20 protein-coding genes are annotated in these 22,253 nt (G+C 71.9%); 8 read left to right on the top strand and 12 right to left on the bottom strand.

What is annotated here, in order from left to right:
* Positions 1–9 precede the first annotated feature (9 nt).
* Complete coding sequence (locus tag ICC28_RS18995; RefSeq protein ID WP_188289804.1) at positions 10–651, bottom strand: MerR family transcriptional regulator; 642 nt, start codon at positions 649–651, stop codon at positions 10–12.
* Positions 652–783: 132 nt separating this feature from the next.
* Between ICC28_RS18995 and ICC28_RS18990 the strand changes: the two genes are divergently transcribed.
* The 4 genes from ICC28_RS18990 to ICC28_RS18975 all read left to right on the top strand — a co-directional run bounded on the left by ICC28_RS18990 (position 784) and on the right by ICC28_RS18975 (position 4,352).
* Positions 784–2,280 carry a flavin-containing monooxygenase gene (locus tag ICC28_RS18990; RefSeq protein WP_188289803.1) on the top strand — a complete coding sequence of 499 codons (1,497 nt, stop codon included), beginning with the start codon at positions 784–786 and terminating at the stop codon, positions 2,278–2,280.
* Positions 2,277–3,194: an alpha/beta fold hydrolase gene (locus ICC28_RS18985; RefSeq protein WP_188289802.1), complete on the top strand. Its 918-nt coding sequence runs from the start codon at positions 2,277–2,279 to the stop codon at positions 3,192–3,194. The genes ICC28_RS18990 and ICC28_RS18985 overlap by 4 nt, the downstream gene beginning before the upstream one ends.
* The gene (locus ICC28_RS18980) at positions 3,191–4,075 is read left to right on the top strand and encodes an SDR family oxidoreductase (protein ID WP_188289801.1); all 885 of its coding nucleotides are present in this window, start codon (positions 3,191–3,193) and stop codon (positions 4,073–4,075) included. The genes ICC28_RS18985 and ICC28_RS18980 overlap by 4 nt, the downstream gene beginning before the upstream one ends.
* A gap of 91 nt (positions 4,076–4,166) precedes the next feature.
* Positions 4,167–4,352 carry a hypothetical protein gene (locus tag ICC28_RS18975; protein ID WP_188289800.1) on the top strand — a complete coding sequence of 62 codons (186 nt, stop codon included), beginning with the start codon at positions 4,167–4,169 and terminating at the stop codon, positions 4,350–4,352.
* Between the two features lie 68 nt (positions 4,353–4,420).
* Here ICC28_RS18975 and ICC28_RS18970 read toward each other — a convergent pair whose 3' ends face one another.
* Positions 4,421–5,224, bottom strand: a complete 804-nt coding sequence (locus tag ICC28_RS18970) for an exodeoxyribonuclease III (protein WP_188289799.1) — start codon at positions 5,222–5,224, stop codon at positions 4,421–4,423.
* A 71-nt stretch (positions 5,225–5,295) separates the two neighbouring features.
* On the opposite strand from ICC28_RS18970, the gene ICC28_RS18965 reads away from it, so the two are divergent.
* Positions 5,296–5,775, top strand: coding sequence for a GNAT family N-acetyltransferase (locus ICC28_RS18965; RefSeq protein WP_188289798.1), 480 nt, complete (start codon positions 5,296–5,298; stop codon positions 5,773–5,775).
* Between the two features lie 7 nt (positions 5,776–5,782).
* On the opposite strand, the gene ICC28_RS18960 is transcribed toward ICC28_RS18965, so the two are convergent.
* The 3 genes from ICC28_RS18960 to ICC28_RS18950 form a co-directional block, all read right to left on the bottom strand.
* A complete protein-coding gene (locus tag ICC28_RS18960) occupies positions 5,783–6,238 on the bottom strand; it encodes a phospholipase (protein ID WP_188289797.1) in 456 nt (151 codons plus the stop codon).
* 112 nt (positions 6,239–6,350) lie between these two features.
* Entirely contained in the window at positions 6,351–7,022 is a 672-nt protein-coding gene (locus tag ICC28_RS18955) for a response regulator (protein ID WP_188289966.1), read from the bottom strand.
* Positions 7,004–8,263, bottom strand: coding sequence for a sensor histidine kinase (locus ICC28_RS18950; protein ID WP_188289967.1), 1,260 nt, complete (start codon positions 8,261–8,263; stop codon positions 7,004–7,006). The genes ICC28_RS18955 and ICC28_RS18950 overlap by 19 nt, the downstream gene beginning before the upstream one ends.
* Positions 8,264–8,533: 270 nt before the next feature.
* On the opposite strand from ICC28_RS18950, the gene ICC28_RS18945 reads away from it, so the two are divergent.
* The 3 genes from ICC28_RS18945 to ICC28_RS18935 all read left to right on the top strand — a co-directional run bounded on the left by ICC28_RS18945 (position 8,534) and on the right by ICC28_RS18935 (position 12,643).
* Entirely contained in the window at positions 8,534–9,271 is a 738-nt protein-coding gene (locus tag ICC28_RS18945; protein ID WP_188289796.1) for an ABC transporter ATP-binding protein, read from the top strand.
* Positions 9,265–11,703 carry an FtsX-like permease family protein gene (locus ICC28_RS18940; RefSeq protein WP_188289795.1) on the top strand — a complete coding sequence of 813 codons (2,439 nt, stop codon included), beginning with the start codon at positions 9,265–9,267 and terminating at the stop codon, positions 11,701–11,703. Before ICC28_RS18945 ends, ICC28_RS18940 begins: the two co-directional genes overlap by 7 nt.
* Positions 11,704–12,133: 430 nt before the next feature.
* A complete protein-coding gene (locus ICC28_RS18935; RefSeq protein ID WP_188289794.1) occupies positions 12,134–12,643 on the top strand; it encodes a tetratricopeptide repeat protein in 510 nt (169 codons plus the stop codon).
* Positions 12,644–12,733: 90 nt separating this feature from the next.
* On the opposite strand, the gene ICC28_RS18930 is transcribed toward ICC28_RS18935, so the two are convergent.
* From ICC28_RS18930 to ICC28_RS18900, 7 genes are all read right to left on the bottom strand, one after another.
* Entirely contained in the window at positions 12,734–12,919 is a 186-nt protein-coding gene (locus ICC28_RS18930; protein ID WP_188289793.1) for a hypothetical protein, read from the bottom strand.
* Between the two features lie 111 nt (positions 12,920–13,030).
* The gene (locus ICC28_RS18925; RefSeq protein WP_188289792.1) at positions 13,031–14,350 is read right to left on the bottom strand and encodes an MFS transporter; all 1,320 of its coding nucleotides are present in this window, start codon (positions 14,348–14,350) and stop codon (positions 13,031–13,033) included.
* 90 nt (positions 14,351–14,440) lie between these two features.
* Positions 14,441–15,544 carry a dTDP-4-dehydrorhamnose 3,5-epimerase family protein gene (locus tag ICC28_RS18920; protein ID WP_223189098.1) on the bottom strand — a complete coding sequence of 368 codons (1,104 nt, stop codon included), beginning with the start codon at positions 15,542–15,544 and terminating at the stop codon, positions 14,441–14,443.
* A 301-nt stretch (positions 15,545–15,845) separates the two neighbouring features.
* The gene (locus tag ICC28_RS18915) at positions 15,846–16,181 is read right to left on the bottom strand and encodes a hypothetical protein (RefSeq protein WP_188289790.1); all 336 of its coding nucleotides are present in this window, start codon (positions 16,179–16,181) and stop codon (positions 15,846–15,848) included.
* A gap of 165 nt (positions 16,182–16,346) precedes the next feature.
* Positions 16,347–17,240, bottom strand: coding sequence for a LysR family transcriptional regulator (locus ICC28_RS18910; RefSeq protein WP_223189083.1), 894 nt, complete (start codon positions 17,238–17,240; stop codon positions 16,347–16,349).
* Positions 17,241–17,464: 224 nt separating this feature from the next.
* Positions 17,465–18,673 carry a phosphoribosylglycinamide synthetase gene (locus tag ICC28_RS18905; RefSeq protein ID WP_188289788.1) on the bottom strand — a complete coding sequence of 403 codons (1,209 nt, stop codon included), beginning with the start codon at positions 18,671–18,673 and terminating at the stop codon, positions 17,465–17,467.
* Positions 18,674–18,823: 150 nt separating this feature from the next.
* Positions 18,824–21,853 carry an AfsR/SARP family transcriptional regulator gene (locus ICC28_RS18900; protein WP_223189082.1) on the bottom strand — a complete coding sequence of 1,010 codons (3,030 nt, stop codon included), beginning with the start codon at positions 21,851–21,853 and terminating at the stop codon, positions 18,824–18,826.
* Positions 21,854–22,253 lie beyond the last annotated feature (400 nt).

The following is a 22,253-nucleotide window of genomic DNA, read 5'->3' as shown; positions in this document are numbered from 1 at the left end:
GCGGAGCGCTCAGGACGGCTTCCGCAGCCTGCGGTCCAGCGCCAGCGACAACTCCGCGTCGACCACGCTCCGGGCCAGCGGACGCAGGCGGTGGAGGTCCTCCTCCGGCGCGTGGCGCAGGACCACGTCGGCGAAGAGTTCGGCGAGGGCGTCCACGTGTTCCCGCACGCGCTTGCCGGCGGCCAGGACGTCCGCGAGCGGGATGCCCTCGCGGACCAGGGCGGCCGAGACGTCCAGCAGGCGGCGGCTGACGTGGACGATCTCGTCGCCGTCGGTGCCGAGGTACCCGAGGTCGAGGGCGGCGGCGAGGTTCTCGGCGGTGACCTGGCCCTCGAAGCGGGCGGCGAGTTCCTCGGGGGTCAGCCGGACCGGCTCCTCCTCGGTGGGGGCGACGCCGAGCAGGTCGGCGACGTCCCGGCCGTGGTCGAGGGCCTCCGCCAGCTCCGCGATGCCGCTGAGGGTGTGGCCGCGCTCCAGCAGCGCCGCGATCGTGCGCAGCCGGGCCAGGTGGTGGTCGTCGTACCAGGCGATACGGCCCTCGCGGCGCGGCGGCGCGATGAGCCCGCGTTCGCGGTAGAAGCGCAGGGTGCGCACCGTGATGCCGGCCTCCCTGGCCAGGTCCGCCATGCGGTATTCGCGCTTCTCCGTCACGCCCGCAGCCTATGTCGTACCCCCGGTAACTTTCCTGGCCCCGCCCCCTACCCATGAGTACGGAGCTGCTCTACCCTCCCCATTGCGCCAGTATTCACTGGCAGAGTCGTCGGGTCTGTGGAGGGCGTCGGGATGACCGAGCACGAGCATGTACGAGTGGCGGTGGTGGGGTCCGGGTTCGGCGGCCTCGGAGCCGCGGTCCGGCTGCGGCGCGAGGGCGTCACCGACTTCGTGATCCTGGAACGGGCGGACAGCGTCGGCGGCACCTGGCGCGACAACAGCTACCCCGGCTGCGCCTGCGACGTACCGTCCCACCTGTACTCCTTCTCCTTCGCCCCCAACCCCGACTGGCCGCGCACCTTCTCCGGCCAGGAGCACATCCGCGCCTACCTGGAGCACGTCGCGGACGTCTTCCGGCTGCGCCCGCACCTCCGGCTGAACTCCGAGGTCAAGCGGATGGCCTGGAACGCCGAGCGGCTGCGCTGGGACATCGAGACCACCGGCGGGAACCTCTCGGCCGACCTCGTGGTCTCCGCCACCGGCCCGCTGTCCGACCCCAAGGTGCCGGACATCCCGGGCCTGGACACCTTCCCCGGCAAGGTCTTCCACTCCGCCCGCTGGGACCACGACTACGACCTGCGCGGCAAGCGCGTCGCCATGGTCGGCACGGGCGCCTCCGCCATCCAGATCGTCCCGGCGATCCAGCCCCTCACCGAGCGGCTCACCCTCTTCCAGCGCACCCCGCCCTGGGTGATGCCCCGCATGGACCGCCCGATCAGCCGCGCGGAGCGCTGGCTGCACCGGCAGCTGCCCTTCACCGCCGCCGCCCGCCGCGGACTGCTGTGGGGCATCCGGGAGTTGCAGGTCCAGGCGTTCACCAAGCACCCGAACGAACTGGGCCTGGTCGAGCGGCTCGCCAAGCAGAACATGGCCCGTGCCATCAAGGACCCGGCCCTGCGCGCCAAGCTCACCCCCGACTACCGCATCGGCTGCAAGCGGATCCTGCTCAGCAGCGAGTACTACCCGGCGCTCACGAAGCCCAACGTCGACGTCGTCGCCAGCGGCCTCAGCGAGGTCCGCGGCTCGACCGTGGTGGCCGCCGACGGCACCGAGGCCGAGGTCGACGCGATCGTCTTCGGCACCGGCTTCCACGTCACCGACATGCCCATCGCCGAACGCGTCGTCGGCGCGGACGGGCAGACCCTCGCCGAGAGCTGGAAGGACGGCATGGCGGCCCTGCGCGGCGCCTCCGCCGCCGGATTCCCCAACTGGATGACGATCATCGGCCCCAACACCGGCCTCGGGAACTCCTCCATGATCCTGATGATCGAGTCCCAGCTGAACTACCTGGCCGACTACGTACGGCAGTTGGACGTCCTCGGCGGCCGGGTCGCCCTCGACGCCCGCGCCTCGGCCGTCCAGGCCTGGAACCACCGGGTGCAGGAGCGCATGAAGCGCACGGTGTGGAACACCGGCGGCTGCACCAGCTGGTACCTGGACGCCAACGGCCGCAACACCACCGTCTGGCCGGGCACCACCGCCGAGTTCCGGCGCGCGACCCGCCGGGTCGACCTCGCCGAGTACGAGGTGCTGCGCGCCCGGGTCAAGGAGGAGGTGACGACCGCGTGAGCCGCCTCCTGCACGTCGCCTCCGGCCCCTACGCCCCGCCCGCCCCCGCCCGCCGGCTCACCGCCGTCTCCGCCGACGGCGCCCGCCTGCACGTCGAGGTGCACGGCCCCGAGGGCGCCCCCGCCGTCGTCCTCGCCCACGGCTGGACCTGCTCCACGGCGTTCTGGGCGGCGCAGATCCGGGACCTGGCCGCCGACCACCGGGTCGTCGCCTACGACCAGCGCGGCCACGGACGCAGCCCGGCGAGCCCGGCGTGCAGCGCCGACGCGCTCGCCGACGACCTGGAAGCCGTACTCGAAGCCGCCCTCGCGCCCGGCGAGAAGGCCGTGATCGCCGGTCACTCCATGGGCGGGATGACGGTCATGGCCGCGGCCACCCGGCCGGCCTTCCGGGAGCACGCCGCCGCCGTCCTGCTGTGCAGCACCGGCTCCTCCCGGCTGGTCGCCGAGTCCACCGTCGTACCGATGCGGCCCGGCCGGCTGCGCACCTGGCTGACCAAGCACATCCTCGGCTCCCGGGCACCGCTCGGCCCGGTCACGCCGGTGGCCCGGCGGATCCTCAAGTACGGGACCATGGGCCCCGGTTCGGCGCCGCACATGGTCGAGGCGTGCGCCCGTATCGTCCACGCCTGCCCGCGCCAGGTGCGCCACGCCTGGTCGCACGTACTGGATCTGCTCGACCTCGACCACGGGGTGCGGGAGTTGAGGGTGCCGACGGCCGTGGTCGTGGGGACGGCCGACCGGCTCACCCCGCCGGTGCACGCCCGCTCGCTGGCCGCCGCGCTGCCGCACTGCCTCGGCGTCACCGAACTGCCCGGCGCCGGCCACATGACCCCGGTCGAGGCGCCCGAGCTGGTGACCGGGAAGATCCGTGAACTCGTCACCACCTACACGCAGGCGAAGGAGAGCGCATGAGCAGGGTGAGCCTCGAAGGACAGGTCGCCGTCGTCACCGGCGCCGCGCGGGGCGTGGGCGAACTCCTCGCCCGCAAGCTCTCCGCGCGCGGCGCCAAGGTGGCGCTGGTCGGCCTGGAGCCGGACGCGCTGAAGCAGGTCTCCGAGCGGCTGCACAGCGACAGCGACCACTGGCACGCCGACGTCACCGACCACGAGGCGATGGCGCGGGTGGCGCGGGAGGTCAAGGAACGCTTCGGGAAGGTCGACATCGTCGTCGCCAACGCCGGTGTGGCGACCGGCGGTCCGTTCGTGGACTCCGACCCGGACGCCTGGCGGCGGGTGATCGAGGTCAACCTGATCGGCTCGGCGGTGACCGCCCGCGCCTTCCTGCCGGTGCTGATGGAGAGCCGCGGCTACCTGCTCCAGATCGCGTCGCTGGCCGCCATCACCCCGGCGCCGATGATGACCGCGTACTGCGCCTCCAAGTCCGGAGTGGAGGCCTACGCGCACAGCCTGCGCGCCGAGGTCGGCCACAAGGGCGTGCGGGTCGGCGTGGGGTACCTGTCCTGGACCGACACCGACATGGTGCGCGGGGCCGACCAGGACGACGTCATGCGCGAACTGAGGCAGCGGCTGCCCTGGCCCGCCAACAAGACCTATCCGCTGGGCCCGGCGGTCGACCGGATCGTGGCCGGCATCGAGCGGCGGTCGAGCCATGTGTACGGGCAGTGGTGGCTGCGCGGGATGCAGGGGGTGCGCGGGTATCTGCCGGGGCTGATCGGCACGGTCGGACAGCGGGAGGTGCGGCGGTTCGGGGAGCGCCTGGACGGGATGCGCATCGGGCTGGTCGGCGCGGGCGGGGCGGCGGACGAGGAAACCCGCGCTACGCAGCGTAGTTGATCGAAATGCGCGCTCTGTCCCCGCGTGTGAGTCTGGTCGAGGCCCCGGCACGGGGCTCATCCCCCCTCACCCACCACGGGAGTGAACCCACATGGGTATGAAGGACCAGTTCCAGGACAAGGCCGAGCAGTGGCAGCAGCAGGCCAAGCAGAAGGCGGAGCAGGCCAAGGAGAAGGCCCAGCAGCGCGGCCAGCAGCGCGGTCAGCAGCGTGACGACGAGACCGAGCGCATGCGCCAGGAGGAGCAGGACCGGTTCGACCAGGACTACGACGCGTAGCCGCGGCGCTCGACCGATCCCCTTCGTCGTGCGGGGTGCCCTCCCTTCCGGGGCACCCCGCACGCGCGTCACGTCCCGAAGACCACCGTCACCGGAGCGTGGTCCGACCAGCGCTCCTCGTGGCTGGCGGCGCGCTCCACGTACGCCTTGACCGCACGCTCGGCCAGCCCCGGGGTCGCGACCGCGAGGTCGATGCGCCAGCCGGAGTCGTTGTCGAAGGCACGCCCCCGGTACGACCACCACGAGTAGGGGCCCGCCACGTCCGGATGGAGCGCCCGCACCACGTCGACGTAGCCGCCCTCGGCCTCGTCGAAGACCCGGGTCAGCCAGGCCCGCTCCTCCGGCAGGAAGCCGGAGCTCTTCTGGTTGGCGCGCCAGTTCTTCAGGTCGGCCTGCTGGTGGGCGATGTTCCAGTCGCCGCAGACGACGACCTCGCGGCCGTCGGCGGCGGCCCGCCGGCGCAGGTCCTTCAGGTAGGCGAGGAACTCGTCCATGAAGCGGATCTTCTCGTCCTGGCGCTCGGTACCGACCTCGCCGGAGGGCAGGTAGAGGGAGGCGACGGTGACGCCGGGCAGGTCGGCCTCGACGTAGCGGCCGCTGGTGTCGAACTCCGCCGAGCCGAAGCCGACCTGGACGCGGTCGGGCTCGCGGCGGGTGTAGAGGGAGACGCCGGCGCGCCCCTTGGCGGCGGCGGGCGCGTGCACGACGTGCCACCCGTCCGGGGCGCCGGCCTCGTCGGGCAGCTGGTGCGGCTCGGCGCGCACCTCCTGCAGGCACAGGACATCGGCCTCGGTCGCGGCGAGCCACTCCACGAAGCCCTTCTTCGCGGCGGCACGCAGCCCGTTCACATTCACAGAGGTCACAGTGAGCACCCGGGCACGATACCCGTAGGCTGGACAGAGTCTAAATCTCCGCCCTGTCGAATAGATGTACGGTTTGGTGCATGCACATACGTCGCGTTTCCTTCGACCACCCCGACGCCGTCAAGCTCGACGCCGAGGTCCAGGCCGAGTACCACGAGCGCTACGGAGACGGCGGCGACGCCACCGAGCTCGCACCGGCCGACTTCGAACCGCCCAACGGGGTGTACCTCGTCGCGTACGACGAGCTGGGCCGGGCCGTGGCCACCGGCGGCTGGCGCCGGCAGGACCACAACGGCGAGGGCAACGAGGACGGCGACGCCGAGCTCAAGCGGATGTTCGTGATCAAGGAGATGCGCGGCCTTGGCCTGGCCCGCCGGCTGCTGGCCGCCCTGGAGGACGACGCGCGCGCGGCGGGCCGTACCCGCATGGTGCTGGAGACCGGGGTGCAGCAGCCGGAGGCGATCGGCCTGTACACCTCCAGCGGCTACGAGCCGTGCACGAAGTTCGGCTACTACCGCTTCCACGAACTGAGCCGCTGCTTCGCGAAGCCGCTGGCCTAACCGCGGCCTAGCCGAGCTTGTCGACCGCCTGGTAGTAGGTCCAGGCGGTCGCGTCGCAGGAGGTCTTCTTCAGGCCCGAGTAGGTGGCACACACGCGCTTGAGATCGGCGTGGAAGGCGTCGTCCAGGCGGGACTTGTGGGCGTCGAAGGTGCCGGCCGCCTTGTAGTTGCGGTAGCCGAAGTCGTGGCGGACGCAGGCGTTGGCGAAGGGGAAGCCGAAGGGGTTGTCCGGCGAGGTGGTGCAGTGGTCGGTGGACCAGTCGAAACCGTAGGAGCTCCAGGCACCCCGGTCGGCGCGGGCCGCGAAGAAGGCGTTGTAGCTGGTGGCGCCGGTCTGCGTCCAGTCGCTGAGGACCGCGTTCTTGTCGGCGGGCGCGGCGGCGGCCTCCGTGGCGGGCAGCAGGGCGGCGGTCAGCGCGAGCATGGCGGTGGCCAGGGACGCGGCTGCGGTACGACGGCGCATGGGGTGTCCTCCGTGGGGAGCGCTGCTCGCTCCGGCGGGGGTCGCTCGGAGCGGCGTCAGCGTCCGCCACGGGGTTGATGCGCCGTCTATACGGCCTGTACGGCCTCCCGCGTCAGGCCCGGAGGTAGGCCAGCACCGCCAGGACCCGGCGGTGGGTCTCCTCGGCCGGGGGCAGGTCCAGCTTGGCGAGGATCGAGCCGATGTGCTTGCCGACGGCGGCCTCGGAGACGACCAGGGCCTTGGCGACGGCGGCGTTGGACTTGCCCTCCGCGACGAGCGCGAGCACCTCGCGTTCGCGCGGCGTGAGCCGCTCCAGCGGGTCGCGGCGCCGGCGCAGCAACTGCCGTACGACCTCGGGGTCCACGACGGTGCCGCCGTCGGCGACCTCGCTCAGCGCGTCGACGAACTCCGCGACCTGACCGACGCGGTCCTTCAACAGGTAGCCGACGCCGGAGCCGCCGCCGGAGTCGAGCAGATCGGCGGCGTAGGCCCGCTGCACGTACTGGCTGAGGACCAGGACGGGCAGGGCGGGCCGCTTCTCGCGCAGGGCGACCGCCGCGTGCAGGCCCTCGTCCTGGAAGCCGGGCGGCATGCGTACGTCGGTGACGACGATGTCGGGTTCGTGCTCCTCGACGGCGGCGACCAGGGCCGTCGCGTCGCCTACGGCCGCCACCACCTCGTGGCCGCAGCGGCCGAGCAGGCCGATGAGGCCTTCGCGCAGCAGGACGCTGTCCTCGGCCAGAACCACCCGGAGCGATCGGCGCGTCAGGCCGCCTCGGTCCACTCGCAAGGAATCTCCACACGCAACAGGGTCGGTCCGCCCGGCGGACTGGACAGGGAGAGTCTGCCATCGAGGACGGAGACGCGGTCGGCGAGACCGGTCAGTCCGCTGCCGCGTTCGACGTCGGCGCCGCCGTGCCCGTCGTCGTGGACCCGGAGCACGAGGCGCCCCTCGGCATGGCCGCCGCTGACCGCGGCGCGGGTGGCGCCGCTGTGCTTGGCGACGTTGGCGAGGGCCTCGCAGACGACGAAGTAGGCGGCGCTCTCCACCGCTTGGGGCAGCCGTCCGGGCAGGTCGAGGTCGACGTCGACGGGCACCGCGCTGCGGTCTGCCGCATCGGCGACGGCCGCGCCGAGGCCGTAGTCGGCGAGCACCTTGGGGTGGATGCCGTGGACGAGTTCACGCAGCTCCGCAAGGGCTCTGCCCGCCTCGTCGTGGGCCTTGGCGAGCTGGTCGGCGAGCGGGCCGGGCGGGGCGTCGAGGCGGGCCAGGCCGAGGGTCATGGTGAGGGCGACCAGGCGTTGCTGGGCGCCGTCGTGCAGATCGCGCTCGATGCGGCGCCGCTCGGCCTCGAAGGCGTCGACCAACCGGACGCGGGAGCGGGCGAGTTCGACGACCTTCTCGCCGAGTCCGGCGTCGCGGGGGGCGATGAGCAGGCGGGTCAGTTCGGCGCGGGCGCCGGCGGTGACCGCGAGGACGTAGGCGCCGGCGGCCAGCAGGAGGACGCCGAGCACGGCGACGCCGAAGGCGGTGGGCCAGTCGGTGACCGTCCACTGCTTGAGCACCTTGGTCTCCTCGCCGCCGCCGACGGTGGCCAGCAGCAGCGGGGTGGCCACCATCGACACCGGAAAGAGCAGGGCGACGGTGACGACGAGGGCCTCGGCGGGCCACAACAGGCCCGCGAAGAGCAGCGTGTAGCCGAGTTCCCGCCAGGTCGGCTGCTCGCGCAGGCGAGTGGTGAACCAGCACCACAGTCCCGGTTCGGCGGGCTCGGCGTGACTGCCGTGGGCCGGGTCGCGGTCGATCAGCCGCAGCCTGCGCCGCTCGACGGCGGCCACGGGCACACCGGCCAGCGCCGTCACGGCCAGCAGGGGCAGACCGACCAGGACGATCGCCAGGACCCCGCCGACCGCCACCAGGGTCACCAGCGACACGAGGACGGCGAGACCGGCCAGAACGCCCGTCAGGAGGTACACGACGGCACGCCAGGGCCACGGCGACAGCAGGAAGCCCGGGCGGGCCATGGCCTGCCACACAGTGCGAGGGTGCATGCGGATCACCGTAGAAGGGGCGGCCGGGGTGGTGCCATCGGTCCAGGTGGCGGACCGGGGGTATGCCTGGCCCTACCCCGAGTCTCGCCTCTGCCGCACTGCGCCGGAGGGTCCTCACGCGCTTTCGTGTTCATCCCCACCGACCACTATCTCCGTCCCGCCCGCCCCGGTGCGCGGGAGGACCGACACCAATGGACATAAATGGTCACCAATGGACACCAACGGGCAGGGGCTCAGGACCAGATGACCGACAACGCGATCCAACTGCGCTCCGTGAGCCGGGAGTACGGGTCGGGCGGCAGCCGTGTCACCGCGCTCGACCAGGTCTCCCTCGCCTTTCCCCGGGGCACCTTCACCGCCGTCATGGGCCCCTCCGGCTCCGGCAAGTCGACCCTGCTGCAGTGCGCCGCCGGACTGGACCGGCCCACCTCGGGCTCGATCACCGTCGGCGAGACCGAGCTGACCGAGCTGAGCGAGACCCGGCTGACGCTGCTGCGCCGGGAACGCATCGGCTTCGTGTTCCAGGCCTTCAACCTGCTGCCGTCGCTGACCGCCGAACAGAACGTGGCCCTGCCCCTGCGGCTGGCCGGCCGACGCCCCCGGCGGGGCCGGGTGCGTGAGGTGCTGGCGCAGGTCGGTCTCGGCGACCGGGCGGGACACCGCCCGTCGGAGCTGTCCGGCGGCCAGCAGCAGCGGGTGGCCCTGGCCCGCGCCCTGATCACCCGCCCCGAGGTGCTGTTCGGCGACGAGCCGACCGGCGCCCTGGACTCGCGGACCGGCCGCGAGGTGCTGACGCTGCTGCGCGGCATGGTCGACGCCGAGGGCCGGACGATCATCATGGTGACCCACGACCCGGTGGCCGCCTCCTACGCGGACCGCGTGGTCTTCCTCGTCGACGGGCGCGTCAACGGCGAGTTGGCCGACGCCTCGGCCGGCGACATCGCCGCCCGGATGACCGGGCTGGAGGCCGTTCCGTGCTGAGCATCGCCCTGCGCACCCTGCGCACCCGCTGGGTCACCTTCGCCGGCAGCTTCGTCGCACTGTCGCTCGGCGTCGCGCTGATCGCCGTGATGGGGCTGGCCCTCGCCTCCTCCCTGGACGCGCCCGAGCGGCAGCCCGAGCGGTTCGCGGCAGCCCCGGTCGTGGTGCAGGGCAAGGCCACCCTGAGCGTGCCGACCCCGGTCGGCGACCGCGAGCAGAGGCTGGAGCAGCCCAATCCGGTGCCGGCCGCCACGGTCGCCGCGCTGCGCGAGCTCGGCACCGTCACCGAGGACCGCTCCTACGCCGTACACGTCGAGGACGGGCCCGGTGACCTCGTGGGCCACCCCTGGTCCACGGCGGCCTTCGCGCCGTACCGGCTGACCGACGGACGCGCGCCCGAGGCGGCCGACGAGGTGGTCGTCAGCGGCGACTGGACGACGGTCGGCAAGGAGCTGCGCACCGGGTCCGGCACCGTGCGGGTCGTCGGCACCGTCGGCGGACTCGGCTTCGAGAACGCCGTCTTCCACACCGACGCGCGGGCCGCCGAACTCGCCCCGGTCAGCACCCGGTTGGTGGTGGACGCGGACGCGGCGGCGGTGCGCGACGCGGTCGGCGACTCCGGCGCCGAGGTGCTCACGGGCCCGGACCGGCGGTACGCGGATGCCGACCCCGACCGGGACAGCGAGGCGCTGACCGCGATGAACGCCATGTTCGGCACGGCGGGCGGGGTCAGCGGCTTCGTGTCGGTGTTCGTGGTGGCCTCCACGTTCGCCTTCGCCGTCGCCCAGCGGCGCAGGGAGTTCGGGCTGCTGCGCACCGCGGGCGCCACCCCGGGCCAGATCCGCCGGACGGTGTGCGCCGAGGCGCTGCTCGTGGGCGTCCTGGCCTCGGCGGCGGGCTGTGGCCTCGGCGCGTACACGGCGCCGTACCTCGCCGAGTGGGTGGTGGACGGCGGGCTCGCCCCCGCCTGGTTCACCATCGGCGACCACACCTGGCCGTACCACATGGCCTTCTGGACGGGGCTGCTGGTGGCGCTGTGCGGGGTGGTGGCCGCGTCCTGGCGGGCCGGGAGGACCGCGCCCACGCAGGCGCTGCGCGAGGCGTCCGTGGACGGCCGGACCATGACCCGGGGCCGTCTGCTGTTCGGCGCGGGCCTGCTGGTCACCGCCGCCGTGACGCTGGGCCTTGCCCTGCTGACCGAGCCCGGCGACCTGCTGCACCGCAAGACGTACGTCAGCCGGCCCATGCTGCTGATCACCGCGACCGCGCTGCTGTCGCCGGTGCTGGTGCGCCCGCTGACCCGGCTGATCGCCTGGCTGCCGGCCCAACTCCCGGGCGCGGGCGGCATGCTGGTGCGGGAGAACGCCGCCGCGGGAGTCCGCCGTACGGCCGCGATCGCGGCGCCCGTGCTGGTCACGGTCGGCCTGGCCGGTTCGCTGCTCGGCGCGACCGCCACTCTGAACGGGGCGAAGGCCACCGAGACCCGGGAGCAGACCGCCGCGGACTTCGTGGTATCCCCGGCCGGGGACGGCTTCGGCGCGGCCACGGTCGAACGGCTGCGGAAGCTGCCCGGCGCGGAGGTCTCGCCGACCTCGTCGAGCGCCGTGTACGTCCTGGAGGAGGGCGTCGCCCTCATCCGCTCCGACGCCCGCGCGGCCGACCCGAAGACCCTCGCGGACACCGTGCGGCTGCCGGTGACCTCGGGCCGCGTCACCGACCTCGACGACGACTCCATCGTCGTCAACGAGGAGTGGGAGCGGCACACCGTCGGACAGCGGGTGAGCGTGTGGCTCGGCGACGGCACGAGGAAGTCGCTGCGGATCGCCGCGGTGATGTCCGTCGGCACCGGCGACAACGGGGTCTACGTCACCCCCGCCAACGCCCCGCGGGCCCCGGTCGACCGGGTCGACGTGAACGTGGCCGAGAGTGCGGACGCCTCCGCGGTGGCGGCCGCCCTGCGGTCGGCGGTGGCCGCCGAGGGCGGACAGGTGTACACCAAGGACGCCTGGGTGCGCGCGAGTCACCCGAAGACCGACGACACCACCCGGCTCGGCTTCCTGCTGGTCCTCGGCATCGCCCTCCTCTACACCGGCATCTCGCTGGCCAACACCCTGGTCATGGCGTCCTCCGACCGGGTCCGGGACCTGGCGGCGCTGCGGCTGGCCGGCGCCACCACCTGGCAGGTGCTGCGGCTGGTGGCCGCGGAGGCGCTGACGGTCGTGGTGGTCGGCGGGGTCCTGGGCCTGCTGGTGACCGCGCTCAACCTGCTCGGGATGTGGAGCGCGCTGGGCCTGCTGTCGGTGTGGACGCCGATCCGGATTCCGTGGGCGGCCATCGGCTGTGTGACGGGGGTCTGCGCGCTGCTGGCCGTGGTGGCGACGGTGGTTCCGGCCGGGATGGGGGCGCGGCGGGCGGCGCGGGTGCGGGAGTGATGCGACGAGGGGGTGGGAAAAGGGGCGGGGCGTGTGCGTCACGTGGGGTGGCCGATCATCCGGGTGTGCCGGCTCCGCCCCAGCAACCCGGCCGGGTTGCTGGGGGGCGCAGACCCGCCTGGCAGCGGCCGCGTGCGCCGAGTCGGGCCATGAGGTCGGCGGCGACACGACGCCCGGTGCGCGCGGAGACACCGAGCCTGCGGGCGACTGCCTCGTCCGTGGGTGCGGTCGAACAGCAACATCCTGGACGGCAACGCCACGCTCGTACGCACCTCGTCCCCGTGGGAGCGCGGCCGCCTCATCAGGTGCTCAACCGTCGCGGCGTCGTTGTGGACGCTGTCTGTCCGGACAGACACGGCGCATCACCACGCCGCGTCCGGCCGGCTTCCCGGCCTGCCTGCGTCCGCGGCACGTCTGCAAAGCTATGACGATGACCCTGAAGACCACGGCGGAGTGGGAACGGCGGTGCGACGCCCTGTGGGCCGCCTTCCAGGACTGCGATGCGGCGGAGTTCCGCTCGAAGATGAAGACGCTGGCCGACGAACTGCCGGAGGGGCATCCCGTCGCCCTGTTCGAGCTCGCCTCCGCCTACGACGCGACCGACCTGGGCGAACAGGCCGTTCTCCTCTACCGGCAGGCCCTGGACGGCGGCCTGGACGGCGACCGTCGACGCCAGGCGGTCATCCAGCTCGCGAGTACGCTGCGCGCCCTCGGCCACCCACAGGCCGGCGCCGACATGCTGCTCGCGGAGCGCGAGAAGACCTCGGACCACCTCGACGACGCGGTCACCGCGTTCCTCGCCCTGGCGTTCGTCGACCTCGGACGCGAACGGGAGGCCGCGGCGCTCGCCCTCGGCGCCCTCTCCCGCCATCTGCCGTGCTACAACATCTCACTCGCCAATTACGCGGCGGCCGTGTCCGATCCGCTCCCGAACAGCTGAGAAACAGCGCCGGGGTCCAGGTGTCCTTCCAGACGAACAGACCGCTCCGTACACCGGCACGGTGTACGGAGCGGTCCGAGCTCACGGGGGTCAGGCCCGCGGGGTCGCCGGCCCCTCCCCCTGGGCCACGCTGTGCGCCGCGGCCTCGGTCCCGACCAGTGCGGCACTTCCCCCGAGCGCCAATGCGAGCGTCATCGCAACAATCCCGGCCAGCTTCATCGTCCTGCTGAGCATGCCCCACCCCTTTGTCGCAGCCAGTGCCTGTGTCGTGGTCACGTCGATCGCTCCCGACATCCCGGATACTGCTCGCCACCGTTCCCGCCGCGCTCCCTCGGCATGGGAACGAGCAAGGAACCGTGTATCAAGGCAGTGGACAGGACGCCCGCATCACGAGGCGGGGCGTGCCCCGACCAGGGGCTCCGGGGCCTCGGGCGCCGGCTCCTCGGCCTTCTTCACGGCCTCCCCCGGCGGCCGCAGCGCGCTCAGGTCCACCCACCGCAGTGTCGCCAGCGTCATCAGCACCGGCAGCGTCCCGCCCAGCACGAAGAGGGTCACCACGAACGCCCGGCCCGAGCCCACACCCGCGATCACCGCCGACAGCGGTACGAGCGCCAGCGAACCCAGCCAGTCGATGCTGATGACGCGACCGCGCACCGCGCTCGGCACGGTCTGGATCAGCGTCGACCAGTACACGTTGCCGACTGTCGAGAAGCAGCCGTACATCACAGCCATGGGAAGCAGCAGCCAGAATGACGGCACGAAGACCATCACTGCCAGCGGCGCGGCGCCCGCCGTCCACGCGAGCAGCATCCACCGGGCGTAGTCCTTGGGAGGTTTGCGCGCACCCAGCACGACGGAGGCGACCACGGCCGCGACGCCGGTCACCGCGATGAACAGGCCGTAGTCACGGGCGTCGCCACCGAGCCGGTCGCTGATGAGGAAGGGCAGGAGCACCTGCCGGGGACCTGACTGGAGCAGCAGCACCACGCCGGACCACACGATGAGCACCCATAGCCACCGCTCCCCGAACAGGTAACGCAGCGCCTGCCGATACGGGACGGGTTCGGCCGACTCGGCCTCCTCCTCGGACACGGAACCGGCGGACACTCCCGGCCGGATGAAGGCCACACACAGTGCCGCCACCCCGAAACTCACCGCGTTGAGCATGATGACGCTCATGGAGTCGAGCAGCGAGATCAGCACACCGCCAAGCGCCGGGCCAACCATCCGCATGGTGAGCGAACGCACGGTGGACTCAAGGGCGTTGGCGGAGTGCAGGCTTTCCTCGGGCACGAGGTCGGGAGTGAAGGCGTCGGAGGCGGGACCGCTGATCGCGGCGGACGCGCCGAGGACGAAGGCGGCGCCGACCAGTTGCCACACCTTCAGGTCCCCGATGACATGGACGGCGGTGAGCATGGCGAGCACGGCGAAGCTCGCCACGAACGACCAGCCGATGACCCGCTTGCGCGGGAAGCGGTCCGCGAGCGCGCCGCCCACCAGGACGCAGGAGACCAGGCCCACCGCCTCGGCGCCCACCACCATGGCGAGTTCGGAGCTGTCACCGCCCAGCTCCATGGCCACCCAGGGCAGCGCGACCAGCCAGACCCCGTCACCGAGCATGCTGACGAGGTACGAGATGAAGAAGAGGCGGTAGTCGCGGTGCCGCAGGGGCGCCAATGACCGGTACAGGGAACGGGACTTCGACATGGGTTCCAACTCCGTGGACGACTGATGGTGCGTGGGGGTGCACGACAGAGGTGCGGCGACCGTGTCGGCCGCCGCACTGCTGGTTGTTTCTCAGGAGCCGGTCATCGCCACCTTTTTCCGCAGCGCGACCCTGATCTCCTTGCCGTCCTTGCCCTTGATCATCATCACCGAGGGGGTGGAGTGGGTGACGGGCAGCGCCCGCAGGGCCTTCTGGTCCGCGACCTGGGCCTCGTAGTACTCGCGGCTCGCCGGGACCGTGTTGGGCCGCAGCGCCGGGATCGGCCGATTCTCGACCGGCCAGTCGACGACGTCGTTGCCCGGCTGGTACTCGCTGCCGTCCTCGGGCAGCAGGGTTCGCGGCCGGTTGACGGTGAACACGTTCTCCAGGTGCTCGAAGGCGTGGCCCACGCCCGGCGGGATGAGCAAGTACCGCTCGGGGTCCGGATAGAAGGTGTACGTCACGTCCGCGCCGTAGGTCGGCGAGTCCACCCGGGTGTCGATGAGGTGGAGGGTGACCATCTGCTTGCGCGGTCCGGCGAAGGTGAGCCGGTCTTCCTGGCCGAGGTGGATGCCGTAGGCGTCGTGGGTGTAGCCCGTCTCACCGTGGTCGATGAAGTAGAGCGGGTGGCGGTCCAGGAGGGCGGAGAAGCCGGACTCGGCGCCGCTGCGGATCACCGGGTGGCGCACCCAGCCCACGCCGAAAACCTCGGCCAGCGGCTCCCAGCCCTTCCTGTCGTCCTTGGGCAGCGGGCGGCGCAGTTCGACCCGGCGGACCGTGCCGTCGGCGAGCTTCACGTCCCGCGTGACCGGATACTCGTAGGCCACCTTCGGGATCATGGCGCGCTGCTGGGCGGCGACCATGTCGTACCAGAGTTCGCTGGCCGGGTGGGAGTTGGGCTTGTAGAGGGGGATGTCCTCGTCGGCGATGTCAAGGGGAATGTTGATGATGTCCGCGTCGGGCTGCCAGTCGAGGGTGCCGTGCACCCATGCGGCGGGGTCCGGCAGGAACAACTCGTAGGAGTTGATGGTGTTGACGGACTCCAGGCCGTCGAAGGTGTGGGCCACCCCCGGCGGGATGTACAGGGCGCGCGCCGAACTGGGCGACCAGATGTGCTTCTCACGCACACCGGCGGTGGGCGAACCCTCGCGGCAGTCGATGAACCAGCCGGTGACCGTGCCGCTGCTCGGTCCCATGAAGGTCAAGACGTCCGCCTGGCCCAGGTGAATTCCGTAGTGACCGTAGCTGAATTCTGTTTCCCCGTGGAAAACCAGGGTCGCCGGCCGCAGGGTGGGGAAAGGGACGACATAGGAATCGTTCCCGTTCTCGATCCGCCAGTTCTTACGCCAGCCGAGTCCTTCGATGGAAAACGACTCACTCACGACGTTCCCTTTCTTTTTCTGCTTCGGTTGGGAGCGGGGTGGGGATTTCATCCGAGGGGGCGGCCCGCCCCCGGACACGGGGTCCGGGGCCAGACCGCACCGTCCCGCATCGAGATCAGGCGAGGATCTCGACCTCGTAGCCGGCGGCCTCGGCGGCAGCGCGCAGGTCCTCGATCGAGGTGGTGGGCAGCTCCTCGAAGATCTCTGCAACGGCCGCCTGCTTGATGCCGGCCAGGGAGGCGGAGAGACGAGCGGCCTGGTCGGCGCCCTCGAACTTGCTGAACGCCAGGCTGGTGAGGAGCGACTGCAGCGCCTCGTCACCGGAGGCGGCGGCCTCGCGCAGCTTGACGAGGGTGGCGTCGTCGACCTTGCTCCAGTCGGCGTCGAACTGGGCGCCGTCGGCGTACAGGCCGTTCATCATCTGCTGGGCCGGGGTGGAGACGTTGCTCATAGGGGGCTCCTCTTGGTTTTCCGCCCCCCTTGTTTTCTTGCCTTTTTCCGGGGGGCTTCCCTGTTGGTGACTTAATTTCACCAACCGCGGCCGTCACGGTCAATGAATTCCTGATCGGCTTACCTGGAATGAAAATTCGGACAAGCCGATAGGTCGGCTTTCCTCTCAGGCCGCGAGCTGGTCGTCCTCCTCGGCCATAAGATTGCTGACCTGGTCGATGAACAGCCTCATCTCCCGGCTGACCGGGGTGCGCCTGCGCCGTACGAGCTGCGCGTACACGGCCGACGGCGGGCGCCAGTCGAGCGGGACGAGCACACCCGCAGCGACGTCGTCGGCGACGGCCACCGCGGGCAGCAGTCCCACCCCGAGACCGGCCGCGGCCCACCGCTTGGTCGACTCGACCGTGCCGGACTCAAGGATCGGCGCGGTCCGACCGTCCAACTCACCGTCCAGCAGCCGCCGGTAGCCGCGTCCGGACTCCGGCGCGAGGATCGGCACCTGCCGCAGCCGCTCACCGGCGACCGATCGCCGTCCGGCCAGCTCGTGATGGGGTGCCACTACGGCGACGAGCGGCTCGGGTCCGAACACCGTGCTCTCCAGGCCGGGATGGAGTGTCTCGGTGTCGATCAGCAGGACCAGGTCCAGGGCGCCCTGGCGCAGACCGTCGAGGATCTCCGCCCCGCTGCCGGGCCGTAGCACCAACTCCAATTGCGGGCAGCGGTGGTGGAAGAACTCCAGAAGGGGTGGCATGCGGTACGTGGCGATGCTCTCCATCGTCCCGATCACCAGCCGCCCCGACGGCTCGGGAGAGCCGGAGACGGCGCTGCGGGCCTCTTCGGCGAGCAGGAGCAGCCGTTCCGCGTACGGCAGCAGCCGTCGGCCCGCCGGCGTGAGGCGGACCCTGCGTCCGGAGAGCCGCTCGAACAGCGCCACGCCCAAGGCGTTCTCCAGGCCCTTGATCTGCCCGGTCACACTGGACTGCGCGTAGTTGAGCTCGGCAGCAGTGCGGCTGAAGCTGAGCAGGGCGGCCGCCCTGTGGAATGTCCTGAGCTGACGCATGTCCACGTGTCCTGTCCTCCGGGGTGTGGGGAGATAGGGGGGTACTGGCGGCGGGGGCGAGTGCGTGAGCCGTGCGGTGGTACGGCGGGCTTGGCACGAGTGGGAGCGGCGCGTGGGGCGGCGCGGCTCGCAGCCGGGCGCGGCGGTCGGCGGTCGGCGGTCGGCGGTCGGCGATCGGCGGTCGGCGGTCGGCGGTCGGCGGTCGGCGGTCGGCGGTCGGCGGTTCAGGGTGCGGGCTCTGCCTCGGCGCGCAGCAACCGCCGTACGGCGGCGAGGCGTTCGGCGGTTTCCTCGGCGTTCGCACCGTCGACGACGACGAAGCCGGGCACGGTCGCGCCGTCCGTCATGCCGGGCACAGGGTCTCCGGGGCGGAAGGGGAAGTGCACCGCGTGCACATGGGGCAGGGCACGTATCTCGTCGAGGTCGGCCACGGCGGTCAGCCGGCCAGGTGGCAGCTGGAAGAAGGCAGCCCCGGCGGTGCGTACGGCGTCGGTGTGCGGCAGGCATCGGCTGATCGTGAGGGTCTGGAAGAACGCCGCCTCCAAGTCGACCCCCCGGGCGAGCCTCAGCAGCAGGGGTATCCCGTCCCGGGAGAACCCGGGGCGGGAAGAGACTATGCGGGGACCGGTGCCGGTCAGTACGACGGTGATGTCAGCCGGTCCGTGCTCGAATCCCGCGAGGTCCAGCAGCGCGCATACCGCGGACCGGATCTCGGCGCTCTCCCGGTCGCCGAGCGGGGCCGGGTGAACATGCTCCAGGGTCACGAGGTGCGGCGGCCCCCCCGTCCTGGTGGCCGTGATGCCGACGACCTGGTGCATGCCGTCAACGCTGAGGGTGCTGACGGTGTATTGCGGCCCTGCCAGGAACTCCTCGACGAGGTAAGGCCCCGGGGTGCGCCCGGCCCAGGCCTCGAGGGCGCCCGGCCCGGGCGCGAGGACAGGGCGGCGGTCGACGTCCCGGGCCAGGGAGCGGACGACGACCGGGGGGCCGCCCAACTCGTCCACGGCAGCGTGCAGTTCCGTCCGCAACTCAACCCGCCGGAAGCACACGCCCAGCCTGGCGTGGCCGTGCAGCAGTTCACACAGAGCCGCACGGTCCCCCAACAGCAGGTGGGACTGCGGCGGGTTGGCGCCGAGTCCCAGCCGGTGGGCCTCCTCCAGCACGGGCCACGCGCCCATCCCGCTGCCCAGGTACATCACGTGGCCTATGCGATGCTCCTGGGCGGCCCGCACGACGAGTGCGCGCAGGGCCGACTCGTCGGTGACATCGACGGTCAGGACCTCCTCGGAGTACCGGGCCACTTCCCCGCGCTCGGCCGCGTCGCGTCGCACCGGGTCCCACACGGACCAGACCCGGTGCCCCGCGTCGACGGCCTTCCGGACCAGCCGGGCGCGCGGCAGCACCATGAGGATGCGGTCGGGTCGGGTCTGCATGGTGAGGCTCCTCGTCAGTCCGGGCGTCGCCTGCCGGGAGTCTCCACACACCTCTTCCCGTTTCGTTCCCGTACGCGTCCGCTGGGCCGGAAACGGGGCTGCCGAACGGCGGGAAGGGCCCACCTCTCGAACAGGGGGCGCGCAGAATCGTTACTGTCCTTCGCTCGTCCCGATCCCCAGTTCCGCCTGCAGGTCCCGCGCCTGTGTCCGGTACCCCGCCGCCGCCTCCTTCTCCCCCAACTCCTCGGCGGCACAGGCCAGTCCGGTCAGGGCGTCGAGGACCTCGGCGCGGTAGCCGAGGGCCGTCGCATGGTCGAAGGCGAGTCGGTGCAGGCGCAGTGCCTGGGCGGGGTCGCCGGCCCTGCGGTGGACACGTCCGGCGATGTTCTCGACCTCCGAGGCGCGCAGTCGTACGCCGGAGCGGCTGACGATCTCACGGGCGCGGTCGGCGTCGCGCAAGGCCCTCTCGGTGTCACCGAGGAGCTGGCGGGCCTCCGCCGAGAGAGCGAGGGTGAGCGCATGGTTCTCCGTCTGCCGGGTCTCGTCGACCGGTGCGAGTCCCTCGTCGAGGACGGCCAGCGCCCGTTCGGGTTGATCCATGCCCAACAGTCCGGCGGCCAGGTCGTTCAGGACGAGTTTCACCCTGCCAGGGGCGCCGACGCGGCGGCTGATACGCAGGGCCTCCTCCGCCGCGGCGACGGCCTCGTGGTGCCGGCCGAGGCGGCGGTAGGCGGAGGAGAGGTTGGCCCAGCTGTCGGCCTCGCCCGTCGCGTACCCGCTCTCGCGCCGCAGCACCACCGCCTGCTCCAGACAGCGGACGGCTTCGGCCAGTTCACCGGTGTCCAGGTGGAGCAGCCCGAGCCGCCCGACGCTCATCGCCTCGCCCACCTCGTCACCCAGCGCACGGGCGATCCTGCGAGCCTCGGAGACGCTCTCAATGCCCTCGCGGAAGCGGCCCACCCGCCACTGCGCCACACCGAGGTTGTTGAGGCTGAGACACAGCAGGCGCTGGTCCCCGAGCCGCCGCGCAGCGCGTACGGCGGTGAGGCCCTGGGCGACCTGTTCATCCGGTTTGCTGCGCGTGTACAGGTAGAAGGCCAGGTTGCGGGAGAGGCGCACCACGCAGGCCGGGTCGGCGAGGTCGCCCTCGCGGTCCATGGCGAGCTGGATCGTGTGGTATTCCCGGTCGAGCCAGTCCATGGCCTGCGCCGCCGTCCGCAGCGGGGGCAGTTCGGCGGCCGACGGAACCTCGACGTCGAACTCCATGCGCAACCGGTCCGGAAACAGCACCCCGCAGGCGGCTTCCGTCGCGTCGAGGTAGTACGGCAGCAGCCGCCCGCCCAGCGCCCCACCCCCGGCGTCGTCGCCCGGCAGGGAACGGGCGAAGCTACGCACCAGGTCGTGGAAGCTGTACAGGCCGAGCGCGTGCTGCTGCATCATGTGCGCGTCCAGGAGGCCTTCGAGGAGATCCTCGGCCTCCTGCACGGAGGTACCCGTCAGGGCCGCGGCCGACCAGACGTCGATCTCGGTGCCGGGGTGCTGTCCCAGGAGCCGGAAACCGGCGCGTCCGCTCGCACTCAACGCCTGGTACGACAGTTCCAGCGTGGCCGTGACGCTGCGCCGGCCGGTGCTCAGCTCGTCGAGACGCCGGGTCTCGTGGCTGAGCCGCTCCACCAGATGGGCCACCGTCCAGCGGGGACGGTTGCGCAGCCGGGCCGCCGCGATACGCAGAGCGAGCGGCAGTCGGCCGCACAGTTCGGCGAGTTCGGCCACCGCCTCGGGTTCGGCCGCAGTCCGCTCGGCGCCCAGCGTCTCCGCGAGGAGCGTGGCGCTCTCCTCCGGGGCGAGCATGCCGAGCCCGATCCACTCGGCGCCGTCGAGGTCGACCAGCCGTCCCCGGCTTGTTATCAGCACCAGGCAGCCGGAGGAGGCGGGCAGCAACGGGATCACCTGGCTCGGGTCCGCGGCGTTGTCCAGCAGGATCAGCACCCGTTTGCGCGCGACCGTGACCCGCCAGAGCGCCGTCCGTTCCTCGGTACCCTCCGGAAGCTGCTCGTCCGGTACTCCCAGGGACCGCAGCAGGCTCTCCAGCGCCACCGCAGGCTGCAGGGGCCGCTCGCCGGGGGTGAAGCCGCGCAGGTCGATGAAGAGCTGACCGTCGGGGTAATGATCGGCCAGCCGGTGTGCGGCCCGCACGGCGAGGGTGGTCTTGCCGGAGCCGCCCATGCCGTCGAGGGCGATGATCCGGGTGCCCCCGCCGCCGGGCTCACCGGCCTTCTCCAGCAGCAGCCGCAGCTTGTCGTCCCGTCCGGCAAAGTCGGTCAGGTCGTACGGCAGCGTGCACACGCCCCGGTCCGCAGGGCCCGGCTCGGACACGGGTGTCGCCGGTGCGGGCCGCGGTTCGGCGGGCGACGGAGCCGGTTCGAGGTCCTCGCGCAGGATCCCCTCGTACAGGCGGGTGAGCTGGGCACCCGGGTCGACGCCGAGTTCCTCGACGAGCAGTCGGCGTACGGCAGCGTACTCCTCCAAGGCCTCGGCGCCGCGCCCGGAGCGGTACAGGGCGAGCATGAGATGCCCGCGCAGGGTCTCGCGCAGTGGGTGACGGGAGATCAAGTCCCTCAAGTCACCGATGAGTTCCGCGGCCTCGCCGAGCGCCAGGCGCAGCCCGAAATGCTGCTCGGCCGCGGTCAGCCGCCGTTCCTCCCACGCCGTCGCCGCCGCCTCGATGACCCTGCCGCCACGGCCGGCCATGACCGGGCCGCGCCACAGCGCGAGCGCCTGGCGCAGAGCCGCCTCCGCTGTGGCCGTCCGGCCCGCGCCAACCGCCGCGTGGGCGACGCGCAGCAGCTCTGCGAACTCGTTGAGGTCGAGCTGACCGTCCCCCAGTTCGATGCGGTAGCCGGGGGCGTCGGTGACGACGACCCCGGCGCCGCGCGGTATACGCCGACGCAGCTCCGAAACCGCCTTGCGCACCTGATGTTCGGCACTCGGGGGCGGTTCCTCGTCCCAGGCGGCCTCGATCAGGCGGGTGACCGGGACGATCCTGCCGGGCTCGAAGAGCAGGGTGGCGAGCACGCGTTCCTGAATCGCTCCCCCGAACCGCAGCCGGGTCCCCCCGGCCCAGCCCTCCAGTGTGCCCAGGATGTTGAAACGAAGATGGTCCGGCTCTCCCCCCGTCAACGCGCCCCCCTCAGTCAGATAGAGCCCTACGCCCCCACTCCGGGCGTCATCTCAGCAAGATCCTCGCCGCTTCCCGGCGTCCGGGGAAGACCCGGCCACCACCGGCGGTGACAGGAGTGCCGACGACGCGGCGGAACACCTCGGTTGTCCGGAAATCGTAGATCACGACACACCAGGGGCCGGCCGTCATGACTTCAGTGGAGTGCTGCGGCAGACGGAACACGGCTGCGCACAAGAACCGCCGCCGTCCACCACCCCGAACAGCCTCGAGCAGGCCCCGTAAACGACGAAGATCCCGACGATCGTCGTGATCGTCGGGAACTCGTCAACCACTCCTGAGCTGACTCAGGAGAGGTCATGCGTCTGCGTGGGGTGTTCACGAGTGGGGTCGACGTGAGGT

Origin of the sequence: Streptomyces sp. TRM68416, assembly GCF_014596915.1 — a bacterium.
Lineage (GTDB): Bacteria > Actinomycetota > Actinomycetes > Streptomycetales > Streptomycetaceae > Streptomyces.
Note: the sequence above shows the minus strand (reverse complement) of the source record. Positions and strands in the feature narration are given on the sequence as shown.